The 13,291-nt window shown below is 47.0% G+C and carries 10 protein-coding genes and 1 rRNA gene; 2 read left to right on the top strand and 9 right to left on the bottom strand.

Annotated features, from left to right (window positions below; all coding sequences use genetic code 11):
- From GPK90_RS17470 to GPK90_RS17460, 3 genes are all read right to left on the bottom strand, one after another.
- Positions 1-160: ribosomal RNA gene (locus GPK90_RS17470) — 16S ribosomal RNA — on the bottom strand; the annotation flags it as partial.
- 566 nt (positions 161-726) lie between these two features.
- Positions 727-981 carry a hypothetical protein gene (locus GPK90_RS17465; protein ID WP_021905270.1) on the bottom strand — a complete coding sequence of 85 codons (255 nt, stop codon included), beginning with the start codon at positions 979-981 and terminating at the stop codon, positions 727-729.
- Complete coding sequence (locus GPK90_RS17460; protein WP_118532288.1) at positions 982-2,547, bottom strand: hypothetical protein; 1,566 nt, start codon at positions 2,545-2,547, stop codon at positions 982-984.
- A 385-nt stretch (positions 2,548-2,932) separates the two neighbouring features.
- On the opposite strand from GPK90_RS17460, the gene GPK90_RS17455 reads away from it, so the two are divergent.
- Positions 2,933-4,555, top strand: coding sequence for a flotillin family protein (locus tag GPK90_RS17455; protein WP_118532290.1), 1,623 nt, complete (start codon positions 2,933-2,935; stop codon positions 4,553-4,555).
- A 417-nt stretch (positions 4,556-4,972) separates the two neighbouring features.
- Here the strand turns inward: GPK90_RS17455 and GPK90_RS17450 are convergent, their stop codons facing one another.
- From GPK90_RS17450 to GPK90_RS17425, 6 genes are all read right to left on the bottom strand, one after another.
- Entirely contained in the window at positions 4,973-6,451 is a 1,479-nt protein-coding gene (locus GPK90_RS17450) for a UxaA family hydrolase (RefSeq protein ID WP_215703547.1), read from the bottom strand.
- Positions 6,452-6,458: 7 nt separating this feature from the next.
- Positions 6,459-7,958, bottom strand: coding sequence for a tagaturonate reductase (locus tag GPK90_RS17445; protein WP_015552574.1), 1,500 nt, complete (start codon positions 7,956-7,958; stop codon positions 6,459-6,461).
- Between the two features lie 97 nt (positions 7,959-8,055).
- Positions 8,056-9,342, bottom strand: coding sequence for a TRAP transporter large permease (locus GPK90_RS17440; protein WP_015552579.1), 1,287 nt, complete (start codon positions 9,340-9,342; stop codon positions 8,056-8,058).
- Entirely contained in the window at positions 9,335-9,844 is a 510-nt protein-coding gene (locus GPK90_RS17435; protein ID WP_015552580.1) for a TRAP transporter small permease, read from the bottom strand. Before GPK90_RS17435 ends, GPK90_RS17440 begins: the two co-directional genes overlap by 8 nt.
- An 86-nt stretch (positions 9,845-9,930) precedes the next feature.
- Positions 9,931-11,034: a C4-dicarboxylate TRAP transporter substrate-binding protein gene (locus tag GPK90_RS17430; protein WP_215703546.1), complete on the bottom strand. Its 1,104-nt coding sequence runs from the start codon at positions 11,032-11,034 to the stop codon at positions 9,931-9,933.
- A 112-nt stretch (positions 11,035-11,146) separates the two neighbouring features.
- A complete protein-coding gene (locus GPK90_RS17425) occupies positions 11,147-12,181 on the bottom strand; it encodes a zinc-binding alcohol dehydrogenase family protein (RefSeq protein ID WP_015552581.1) in 1,035 nt (344 codons plus the stop codon).
- Between the two features lie 298 nt (positions 12,182-12,479).
- Between GPK90_RS17425 and GPK90_RS17420 the strand changes: the two genes are divergently transcribed.
- On the top strand, positions 12,480-13,163 hold the full coding sequence (locus GPK90_RS17420; RefSeq protein WP_215703545.1) for a GntR family transcriptional regulator: 684 nt from the start codon (positions 12,480-12,482) through the stop codon (positions 13,161-13,163).
- Positions 13,164-13,291: the final 128 nt, after the last annotated feature.

The following is a 13,291-nucleotide window of genomic DNA, read 5'->3' as shown; positions in this document are numbered from 1 at the left end:
TCCCCCTGTATGAGGCAGGTTACCCACGCGTTACTCACCCGTCCGCCACTCGGTAAATAAGAATCCATCCGAAAACTTCAACTCATTTACCTCGTTCGACTTGCATGTGTTAGGCACGCCGCCAGCGTTCATCCTGAGCCAGGATCAAACTCTCATGTTATAAGCTTTTACTTATACGAGGTCTTTCACGAGTATTACGTAAAAGCTTAGTTCGAAGCCGAAGGTTTCGAACTTCCTCGTTGAGTTGTCCAGGTTCAAAATTTAGCTTGGCTAATTTTTAAACCGTTCTACTGTTTTGTTAGGTTTTGTTCCGAATGTTCTCATTCATGGTCTAAACCAAAAGACCATTTTTATAAGAATTTTCAGGGTTTTACATACTGTTCAGTTTTCAAGGAACTGTTTTTCGTTGTTTCTATGTCTCAGAGACAACTCATTTATTCTATCAAATCACGTTTGATTTGTCAAGAACTTTTTCAACTTTTTGAAGTGATTAAGAAGTTTTCCTAATGACTGTCAATAAGTTTTGCCCTGTCGCTCAAGGCGAGTATTATAATATCAAATTCCAGGCCAAAAGTCAACTGTTTTTTCCATTTTTTTCATTTTTTTCTTTTGTGTGTGCAATATCTACATTTTGTTATTATCAATTCTTATAAATACAAAATATTGTTTTGAGATGCGTTTTTCCTCTCAGCCAGAACCATTTTCAGGTTCTGTCCGCTTTCCCGATCATCTTCTTATCGTCCACCATCCATACAAATTCATCCCAAACAGTACGACACCTACTACAACAAAGCATCCATATATTACTCTCTCTGCTTTCGTTTTACTCTCCCTGATACAAAAAAGTAGCCAGACGACCCAGAAAATATCTGCCAGAAACATCATACCGCTTCCCCTAACCATGGTCGCGAGAATGAACATGGCATTTACAAACGCCCGACCGCGTTCTGATCTCATGAACTTTCGTATCTTCTCAGCCATCTACACCTCCCCTTCCGGTAATACCTGCAGTGCATCCTGCACCGTGATGAACACCGGATCATCGGTCCAACTGCCATTTTTGCGGTTCTGAGCTGCCGTCATGACCGGATACTGGAGCATGATCTTCTGGTGTACATAATTGAGCCAGGAATCGATCCACCACCCAGGTTCATTATTTCCCATATTATAAGCCACATATCCGCGGCAATTCTCGCCGCGATGAGGCATGGAAAACTCGGCAAAAATGCTGCTCGATTCCCTGCTCTGATAAAACGGCCAGTTTTCTCCCGTTTCATACGTGCTGTCTTCCAGTACCGCGTACTCCGCCTGATACGATGTTCCGTTTCTGTCATAGAGAACCTGCCCAGTCAGATCACCCTGTCCGATCCATGCGCTCCCGCTCTCCCGGTAAGCAGGAAAGAGCTGCAACGCCTCTGTCCCCCGGAAACGTACAGCTTCTGTCCAACGGAAATGATGGATCACCTTCCATGTTCCTTCTTTTTCCAGTTCCACGGCAACCCCGCTGAGTCTCAGTTCCTTCTTTTCATATTCTCTCGAATACTGCGTATAGCCATCCTGTGAAACTGCAACTTCCACTCCATCATTGATCGGATAATCATTTGTCTCAGTAAGAACCCGTCTCGCATTCCGGCATTCCAAGAGATCTTCCTCCTTCAGATCATCTAGGATCGTTTCCGGAAATCCAAGGGACAAAAGATGTGTCCGGATCTCCTCGCACTCCGCATTTGTCGTCGTCTCTTTCTCTGCCCAGTTCATACGGTACGAACCCAAAAATCCATATCCGATCAGAATCCCTACAGCCGTCACAAGAACAGCAGCCCACGCGCATTTTCCATTCGGGATCCGCTCCGGATATTCTTCCAGAATATATCCGGCTTTTTCCAGGCGTGCTGCCATACGACTGGTCGCCATAAGGATCTGGATATAGTTTGCCAGAAAAATAAGTCCAATGATAAGATCATTATAATTTCCGCCAGCGATATGTGCGAGACACGCGACAAGCGCATACCAGAGGATCATATGGATCAGATTGTTTTTTTCCGCCTTTTCACCACGTTTCTTTAATTCGATGGTTAAACCGTAAAAGAAACAGATAAAAATTAGCAGCGGCAAGATTCCAACGAGAATAGAAACTATCTTCCAAGCTTCTGCTGCTTCGATTCTTTCCCTGCCGATATATGTTCCAACGATCAGAAGAAATATCGTAAGAAGCAGTTTGATCCCAGCAAGCCCATATGCACTCCGAAACCATCGGTTTTCTCTCCTTAATCTCCGCAGTCCCAGAAAGATCATCAAAATACCGATCGAAGGCAGGATATAATTTAATAGAAGAAAGTTCAGCGTGATCACACACATTCCCATCCCAACCAGGATATTCTCATACGTCTGCTGCCAGAGACTTGTCTTTTGATCCACCGGCTTATTTCTGCCGTTTTCATACTGGTCTTTTGAGAGATGTCCAGCGTTTTCCTGCGGACTCTCTTTCCCATTCTGTTCCTCTGTACTCTCCCAAAACGACTCCTGCATCCAGATCCTGGTATCCATGCGATCCCTCCCTTTTATCTCAGTCGAAAATACTCCCACATCTTTCAAGTGGTACATAACAGTAAGCAACCAATGCAGCCCATTTTATATTTCGACACGATCCACCTCTTCTATCTATCAATATACCATAACTTTTTCCACTATCAACCTGCAGTGTTCAATTTTAAGAAAAGTGTAATCTATGTGGCAAATTTATGGCATTACAATTACATTCCTCTTACGTATTCTTACATCTTATTTTAATGTATTGTGTTTTCTGATATTTTCTGATACTGTGAATTTAGCAAAAAGGAATGTGCCTTTATATGTAACAGGAAATTCCTCAAACTTTTCTGTTACACATGAGAATTTTGCAACAAAAGTCAAGGTCCAGAAAGGAGTTTCTATGAATTTGAATCATCTGATCATCCCTATCACCATTGCAGTCATTCTGATTCTGATCCTTGTCCTTATCGCATGTGGATACGTGAAAGCTCCGCCGGATCAGGCTTATATTATTTCCGGTCTTAAGCATGACGCAAAGATCCTCATCGGACGTTCCGGAATACGGATCCCGTTCTTTGAACGGATGGACCGTTTGTATCTCGGACAGATGACGGTCGATATCAAGACAGAACAGTCTGTTCCGACAAATGACTTTATCAATGTCAATGTCGATGCGGTTGCCAAGGTACGGATCACCCCATCTCAGGAAGGGATCCGTCTGGCAGCAAAAAACTTCTTAAATAAGAAGCCCGAGGATATCACCATGGATCTTCAGGATTCCCTCCAGGGAAACATGCGTGAGATCATCGGTACTCTCTCCTTAAAGGAGATCAACACCGACCGTGATTCTTTCTCTGATCAGGTTATGCTAAAGGCATCCAAGGACATGGATAAGCTGGGAATCGAGATCCTGTCCTGTAATATCCAGAATGTCACTGACGATAATGGATTGATCCGGGATCTTGGTGCTGACAACACCTCAAAGATCAAGAAGGACGCCGCGATCGCAAAAGCTCAGGCAGACCGCGATATCGCCATCGCCCAGGCAGAAGCGAACAAATCTGCCAACGATGCCCGCGTACTTGCGGAGACAGAGATCGCGGAGAAAAATAATGAGCTGGAGATCCGTAAGTCAGAGCTTCAGAAGCACTCCGACACGAAGAAAGCGGAGGCGGACGCTGCTTATGAGATCCAGAAGCAGGAACAGGAAAAAACGATCCAGACAGCTACCGTGAATGCTCAGATCGCAAAGGCAGAGCGCGAAGCAGAACTTCGGAAGCAGGAAGTTGCCGTACAGCAGCAGCAGTTAGACGCGGAAGTCAACAAGAAAGCCGATGCGGAACGCTACAAGGTCGAGCAGGAAGCGGCGGCGATGCTTGCAAAACGCCAGCGTGAAGCGGAAGCCAGAAAATATGAGTTAGAAAAAGAAGCGGAAGCCATGCGTACAAAGGCAGATGCCGCAAGATATCAGGCGGAGCAGGAAGCTGCTGGAATCCGTGCCCGCGGTGAGGCGGAGGCAGCAGCGATCCAGGCAAAGGCCGTCGCGGAGGCGGAAGGTATGGAGAAAAAAGCGGAAGCTTACGCGAAGTACAATAACGCTGCTATCGTCGAGATGTTAGTTGGCATCATGCCGCAGATGGCCGCAGAGATCGCGAAGCCATTGTCCTCTATCGACAAGGTCAATATCTACGGAACCGGCGGTGCAAACGGCACAAACGGAAGCGGAGTCAGCGAGATCTCCGGAAATACAGCTGCTGTCATGCAGCAGGTGTTTGATACTATGTCTGAGGCCACCGGTGTGGATTTCCGGGATATTCTGAAGGCACAGACATATGACGCAAAGGTAAACAGGAACATCAATGTCAGCGGACTTACGATCCCGGCTGTACATCATGAACAAACTGCAGCTCCCACAGACGCAGAACCTGAACCTGGTACTTCCGATTTAAGTTCCGGCACGGGTGATTCAGCAATACCGTCCACACCAGACACTGAAACCGTTCCGGAGAACCACACCTCATAATTACATTATTTAGTCCCGCTCCTTCCCCAGCATGGTAAATGTAGACTTACAGACTGATTCCAATCGTCATACCCATACTCCCCCTACTTACCCCCGGCAGTGTCTCTCACAGGACACTGCCGGGGTCTTTTAAAATATAGGACGATCCCACGCGGACGCCCACTGAACCTGCCGCAAGCGGCAGGTTCGGATGCTCCGTACAATGAATGTGCCCTGGCATATTCTCGCGCCCCGCGCGGTTGCTTGTGACAGTCTACATCTTCGCGCGAATGCATATCATTGGCACGTGACTGTCTTTTATATAATAGGGAATTACTCGGAAGTTCCTATTACTCAAAAAAGACACCCACCTCCGGCCATCTCTGACCAAAAGTGAGTGTCTCTATAAGGGAAACATAAAAAATTGTGAAGCTGTTATTACAGCACAACACCGTCTTTAAAAATGGAGATCTCGCGGAAACCTTTCTCCTCTGCTTTTGTCTGTTTTCCGCCGGCAACCTCGATCACAAGCTGCAGAAGTCTCTTCGCAGCGTCATCAATGGTCTCGCCGTCAGCGATCGGACCGGCATCGAAGTCGATCCAGCCTTTCTTTCTCTCCGCAAGCTGGCTGTTTGTTGCCAGTTTTAAGGTCGGAGCCGGTGCACCAAACGGTGTTCCGCGACCTGTTGTGAACAGGATCATGTGCGCTCCGGCAGCCGTCATGGCTGTTGCAGATACCAGATCATTGCCCGGTCCGTAAAGCATATTAAGTCCCTTTGTGACAACAGGATCACCGTAGCCGATAACATCCATGATCGGGGCTGTACCGCCCTTCTGGACACATCCGCAAGATTTATCCTCAAGGGTGGTGATACCGCCCTGCTTGTTTCCTGGGCTCGGGTTGTCGTATACGACCTCGTGGTGGCTGATGAAGTAGTTCTTGAAGCCATTGATCATGTTGACGGCTTTGTCGAATACTTCTTTATTTACACAGCGGTTCATTAAGAAACCTTCCGCTCCGAACATCTCCGGAACCTCTGTAAGCACAGTAGAACCGCCTCTGGCTGCCATCATATCGCTGAAACGTCCGACAGTCGGGTTTGCGGTGATGCCGGAAAGTCCGTCGGAGCCTCCGCACTTCATGCCGACAACAAGCTCACTGACCGGAATCGGCTCTCTCTCAAACTGCGCTGCGTATGCGGAACATTCCTCGAGAAGCTTTCTTCCTGCCTCAAACTCATCATCCACTTCCTGACAGGTCAGGAATTTTACACGGTCATGGTCGTAATCGCCAAGCTCTTCCAGGAACTGCTCGTGGGTCAGGTTCTCACAGCCAAGTCCTAATACGAGAACAGCGGCTGCGTTCGGATGACGGACAAGGGCTGCAAGAAGCTTTCTTGTCTGTGCATGATCTGCGCCTGTCTGGCTGCAGCCGAACGGATGAGGGAATGTATAGAGTCCGTCGATGGTGCCCTTCACAAGATCCTGATTATCGTGGACCATTTTCTTTGCGATATCATTGACACAGCCTACGGTCGGAATGATCCAGATCTCATTGCGGATCGCCGCGCGGCCGTCTTTTCTGCGGAAGCCCATAAAGGTCTCCGGCTCTACTTTTTCCGGGAAGTCGAGGGACGGAGTATAGGTATACTCCATCTCTCCTTCCAGATTTGTCTTCACGTTGTGGGTGTGCATCCATGCACCGGCCTCTGCGTCTGCTGTCGCGTGACCGATGGCAAAGCCGTATTTGATGATATTCTCACCGTTCTTGATCGGTTTTAACGCGATCTTGTGGCCCTGTGGGATGTCCTCAAGCGCTGTGACTGTGATGCCGCCTGCAGTGACCTCCTCACCCTTTTTGATCGGGTGAAGAGCGACCGCTACGTTATCCAGTCTGGAAATCTGAATTACTTTCATATGTTAATTAAAGGCAGCTTGCAAATGCAGCCTTTGCTCCTTCCGTGCGAATCTTCTTAAGGTCAGCGACAACCTTCTCCTCAAGACCAGCGATCTTTGTGAGATCCTGATCCCACATCTTCTCGTTAGTGAGAACTGCGTTTACAAGAGCCTCTGCGGAGTCATCCTTGTGCGCATAGTAGAACTCAAGTGCCCATCTGTCATCGCTTACGGTGTACTCGTTGCCGGCCGGACGCTTGCAAACAAGACCTGCGTCTGTCAGAGCCTGGATGTCATTGCTGTAGAATGCGATATAAGCCGCTAAGGACATGGTCAGGCACTCCGGAAGCTTACCGGTCTCTTTGATGTACTCAAGGAAGGACGGCATGTTTCTTGCTTTCCACTTAGATGTGGAGTTTAAGGAGATGCTCATTAACTCATGGTCAACGAACGGGTTGTTGAAACGATCCTGTACTGCGGATGCGAACTGCATTAAGTCGTTCTTGTCAAGCGGAAGTGTCGGGATAACCTCATCGTAGAGCATCTTGTTCATGAAGCCCTTGATGACCTCGTCATGCATACAGTCACGAACGATGTTCTCGCCTGCAAGGTAAGCGCCGAGTACGAAACCTGTGTGAGCGCCGTTTAAGATTCTAACTTTTCTCTTCTTGTACGGGCTCATATCCGGTGTTACGAATACTTTGTCAAGAAGTCCTGCTTTCTTGAACGGAAGAATGTCGTTTAACTTCTCATCGCCTTCGATGACCCAGACGCCGAATACCTCGCCGACATCTGTAAGCGGGTCAGCGTAGCCGTTCTTCTGCTCAAGCTCAGCAACTTCGTTTGCGTCTTTGATACGGCCCGGAACGATACGGTCTACTAAGGAACCGCAGAATGTGCAGTCTTCATTTACGTACTTCTTGAATCCGTCCTCAAGTCCCCACTGCTCGATGTACTGGTTTACGCACTTTAAGAGCTCTTTACCGTTGTTGTCGATCAGCTCGCAGGCAAGCATGATGATACCTTTCTTTCCTGCTTTGTAACGATGATAGAGAACCTGAGTTAATTTTGCCGGGAAGCTGGACGGCGGGCAGTCATCCTGTTTGCAGGACGGATCATACTGGATACCAGCCTCTGTTGTGTTGGAAACGATGATCTCAAGGTCATCGCTTGCAGCAACCTCCATCATCTTCTCGTAATCCTCTTTCTCATACGGATTTAAGCAGCGGTTTACGCTGGAGATCACTCTCTTAGCGTCTACCTTCTGTCCGTTCTCGCTTCCGCGAAGGTACAGTGTGTAGAGACCTTCCTGCTCGTTGATCATCTTTGCAAGACCTGGAGCGATCGGCTGTACCAGACAGCATTTTCCGTTCCAGCCTGCCTTCTCATTTGCAAGGTCGAACCAGTAATCTACGAAAGCACGAAGGAAGTTTCCCTCACCGAACTGAAGAACTTTCTCCGGTGCGTCTTTTAATACATATCCATCATAACCAGATTTTTTGAGAACATCATAATTTAAGCGTTCCATAATAATTTCCTTTCTTCATATAAAAGAATTCATGGTATATAAATCAAAACTGCCAGACGGGGCATCATAGCGATCCCCATCTGGCAGCAAGTTTACCCTAATAGAACAGATTTACAAGGAATGTGGTAAACGGCTCGACCCAGGTAAGGAGCATCAAGTTGACAATAAGCAGGATATAGAACGGTACTGCTTCTTTAATGAATGCCGCGGTCTTACACTTTGTAATAGAGCAGGTTACGAACATCAGGGTTCCCATAGGCGGTGATAATGCGCCGATGGCGTTATTGAAGATGTAGATCATTGCGAACTGGATCTCGTTGATTCCGTACTGTGCAGCAATCGGTGCAAGAAGCGGAACCAGAATGATCATGGAAGCGTTACCTTCGATAAACATACCTACGATCAGTAAGAAGATATTTACAACGATCAGGAATACATATTTGCTGTGGATGTTTGCAAGCATCCATGCTGTCAGCGCCTGCGGGATTCTCTCTTTTGTGAGGATCCAGGAAAATACGGACGCAGCGGATACGATGAGCATGATAGAAGCTGTCGTGCAGACAGTCTCCTTTAAGCCCTGGATCATATCCTTGATGTGCATCTCATGGTAGATAAAACCAAGGAATGCAGCGTAGAGGATCGCTACGGCTCCGGCCTCGGTAGCTGTAAAGATACCGATACGGATACCACCGATGATGATGATCGGAAGGAGCAGCGGCAGGATCGCCGGTTTTAAAGCAGTCCAGAATTTGGACCAGGTTAATTTTTCTGTTGTTAAAAGACCATAGCCACGTTTCTTGGAGATCACTCCTACGAGGATCATCATGGAAACGCAGAGAAGACCTCCGACACCGAAGCCGGAAATGAACAGCTTACCGATGGAAACGTTCGCGATACATCCGTAAAGGATCATCGCGATTCCCGGCGGGATCAGCGGTGTGATCATGGAGGAAGCGGCTGTTACAACGCTGGAGAACTCCAGAGAGAAGCCCTTCTTTGTCATCTCCGGAACCATCATTTTAGACTCCATCGCTGCATCGGCGATGTTGGATCCGGAAAGTCCGCCCATAACGGTGGATAAAAGTACGTTTACCTGTGCGAGACCGCCAGGAAGACGTCCTGTTACAACCTCACAGAAATCCATGATTCTCTTTGTAACACCGGTATAGTTCATGAAAATACCGGCACAAACGAAGAACGGGATCGCCATAAGGGAAATTTTCTCAGTACCAATGATTGCCTGCTGGGCAAAGATAACGGTATTGATTCCCGGGTTCATAACGAAATAAACCATGGAACCGCCGAGGACGGCGATAAATACCGGAACCTTGAAGAAAAGAAGAACCAGCATCACAATTGCAGATAACATTAACACATTACTCATTGCTGCTTGCTGCCTCCTTTGCCTCAGATTTTACGCCGTGGAACAGGGCGTAGAAATAGCTGATGATCATATCAAAATAGGATATGATCGCGATACCGTATACCCAGGAATACGGAATTTTTAACATACTGGTGGAACGTCCGCTCTTTACGAACACCTGGATGAAACCGATGCTCTGCATGAACAGATATCCGATTACAACTACAACTACGATGGAAATCAGGATTTCCATGATCTTCTGCATGCTCTTCGGCATCAGGTCCACGATCATCTCGATCGCAACATGGTTGCCGGAGCGGAATGCTGCGCCTGCGCCTGCAAATACGATCCAGACCATACATGAGGTCTGAACCTCCTCAAGCCATGTAAATGGTGCGTTGAAGATATATCTCCATACAACGCCGAGGAATGTCAGGACGATCAGGATCGCAAGAATAATGGAAGCGACAACGATGTCAATGTTCATCAGGATCGCTGAAGCTTTATTTTCTTTCTTCTCCATAGATTTTCAGACTCCTATCAGGGAAACTGTTCCCGGCGGACAGATCCGCCGGGAACAGCTACTTTATGCATTTACTGCAAAATGGATTATTCAGCGCCCATAGCCTTTTTAACTGTGTCATAGAGGCCATCGCTCCAGCCAAAGTCAGCACCCATCTCATAGAACGGCTGTGCTTTCTCCTTGAATCCGGCAAGAACTTCCTCGGACGGCTCAACAACAGTTACGCCTTCGTCTTTCATCTTCTGAAGGTACTCAGCGTCAGCAGCCTGCTGTACTTCGTTGTTGTACTCACCAGCTTCTTCTGCTGTCTCAAGTAACCATGTCTGCTGCTCTTCCGGAAGGCTGTTGAACCAGTCAGCGGATACAACCCATGTTGTGAAGTTCTTTACATGTCCGTCAAGGATTAAGTATTTAGCAACCTCGTGAAGCTTTCTGCCGTACAGAGTTGCAAGCGGGTTCTCAGCACCGTCGATGGTCTTTGTCTGAAGAGCCTGATAAACATCACCAAGTGCCATACCTGTGGATGTTGCGCCAAGTACATCGAAGCCCTTGGACTGGATCTCGTTGGACGGAACACGGATCTTTAATCCCTTTAAGTCATCAACTGTGTTGACCGGAACGTTTGTAAGAGTATGTCTCTCACCGTAGATCCAGTTGGAAGCGATGATCTTTAAGCCTTTTTCTTCAAGCTTGTCACACTGCTCTTTGTACCAGTCGGAATCAACCAGTTTCCAAACCTGATCCCAAGAATCGAACAGGAACGGTCCGAATACGATACCGAAATCCGGTACACCGTAGTCAGCGTAGAAAGCACCGTCTGCAAGTGTGCAGACATTCTCGCCGAGAAGCATGGAGTCGATTAAGGAAGACTTATCACCAAGCTGGGAATCCGGGTAGATCTCGATTGCCATCTTGCCGCCGGATTTTTCTTTGATGATCTCCTGAGCTTTCTCCCAGCCCTGTCCAACCGGCTCGGAAATGGAGTTCTCGAAAGCGACCTGAAGAACTGTCTCAGCATCGGAAGAACCGTTATCTGCTGCTGCAGCTGCTGTAGTATCTGCTGCTGCGGCTGCTGTTGTCTCAGCTTCCTTTGTTGTCTCTGTTGTGGAAGAACCGCTTCCGCAAGCGGTAAGTGTTGTTGCTGCCATAGCACCTGCCATGGTTAATGCCATAACTTTTTTGAGTTTCATAATGTTTCCCTCCGTTTTTTGTTTTAAAAACATTTATTCGGTCCTCTGCCCGATCCCCATCAGGCAGAAGACCTCGCACCCCGTTTCCCGGGGAAAGCTTCATGATTTTTGATTATTTAGAAATCTTGGAAAAATCAAATACAACCTTTAACATATTGCCCGGGTTGTGCGCAAAGTCATCGAATGCCTTTGCAGCATCATCAAACGCATATGTATTTGTGATGATCTTGTGGAGCGGTGCCTTGCCTGCGTTCACGATATCGATCAGCTCTAAGAAATCCTTCTTTAATGCGTTTCTGGAACCGAAGACATTTAATTCCTTCTTCTGGATCAGTGTGAAGTTGAAGTCAAGGTTCTTCTTGCCGACTCCGATCAGAACCATGCGTCCACCGAAGCAGCAGGCATCGATACAGTTCTGGAATGTGGACGGAAGACCAACTGCCTCGATCGTTACATCAAAGCCGTTGCCGTTTGTGATCTCAGCAACACCTTTCTCGAAGTTTTCCGGAGAATCATTTAATAAGGTTCCGTCAACACCGAAGTCCTTCGCCATTTCAAGCTTACCTGCGGATACATCGGAGATGTATACAGTAGCACCCTTCGCTTTTGCTGCAATCGCTGCGAGAACACCGATGGTACCGGCACCGACTACGAGAACTTTGTCTCCTTCTTTTACGTTTGCGCGGCTCACGCCATGGTAGCTGATGCAGAACGGCTCGATTGCTGCAAGAGTCTTTGCATCCATTCCCTTACCGTCATACACACGCTCGATCGGCATTGTGATGTATTCCTGGAAAGCACCGTCTCTCTGACATCCCATTGTCTGGTTGTCCATACATGCGTTTACGATTCCGTGCTCGCAGGAATAGCAGTGTCCGCAGTTGAAGTACGGGTTGCAGGTTACGATCATTCCCGGCTTGATGCCATACGCGTTGTTCTCATCTGCCTCGATAACCTCAGCGGAGAACTCGTGACCCGGGATTCTCGGGTAATCAAAATATGCGAATGTTCCACGGTAGGAACCAAGATCGCTTCCGCAGATTCCACCGTAAAGGATCTTTAATAAAACTTCTCCTTCTTTTCTTACCGGCATCTCTACATCTTTAATAGAAACCTGACCCGGTGCGTCAATATACATTGCTTTCATCGTTGTTTCCTCCTTAATTTTACGATTTTTGCCTTCTATATAATTTTTCAAAATCAATTTTGTTGTATTCTTTGTTGTATACAACAGATTATAATACTTTTTACACCAATGTCAATAAGTGTTAAGAAATTTGCACCACTTTTGACTTTTTCAACAAAATCGAGCTTTTGGGCTTGTGCAAAACGCCAATTGACGTTTTTAGCAAAAACCGTCGACATCTGCTTGAAAACGATTTTGTTTTGTGTTAGTATGAGTCTATATATTTTTTTATTTGAGAAGAAAAAGACAGGAGTCCATTATGCCTAAAATAAACCTGAAAACCCTGGCGTACAATGCGATCCGTTCCAAGATCGTCACTTGTCAATATGCGCCGGGTACTTTTTTGAATGAAGAACAGCTTACCACTGAATTATCTCTGAGCCGTACCCCGGTGCGGGATGCGCTTGGACGTCTCGAGCAGGAAGGTCTTCTGGAAATCCGCCCGAAATGCGGAATCCTCGTTCGTCCTCTTACCTTAAATGACATTGATATGATCTTTGAAGTCCGCATGATGTATGAGCCGTATGTCCTGACCCATTACGGAGCAAATCTTTCCGTCTCCGCTTTGAATGAATTCTATGATATTTTCAAGAAATGGGATCCTAACAAAGAAATCTATCGGGACAAGGATTCCTTCTATGACCTCGATTATCGCTTCCATGCGTTGATCATGTCCGCCTGCCCGAATGAATTTATCAACAGAAGCTATGATACGATCCAGACGCAGAATGAGCGTTTTCGATATATGACCGGAAATGTTTCGAATTTCCGTCTGGAGGCGACCTTCAAGGAGCACATGGCGATCGTAGAACCGTGCCTGAAAGGAGACTGGGAAAAAGCAAAAGAGCAGCTCATCTACCACCTTGAACAATCAAAAGCTTCCTCGTTCCGTCTCGTTGCTGCTTCCGAGGCCAACAATCTCGCACATCGTATGACCCTTTAAACACTCAAAACCACAAAATCCGGATCTGGTATCTTCTGAGGAACCAGATCCGGATTTTCTTTGTTCTTTCAAAATTTGCTGTGATGACACCTGCTTTATTGTCCGTATGCCATGTAAACAGTGTGAAA

This window comes from Clostridium sp. MCC344 (assembly GCF_018785365.1).
Lineage (GTDB): Bacteria > Bacillota > Clostridia > Lachnospirales > Lachnospiraceae > Pilosibacter.
This window is presented reverse-complemented; position numbering and strand designations above follow the sequence as displayed.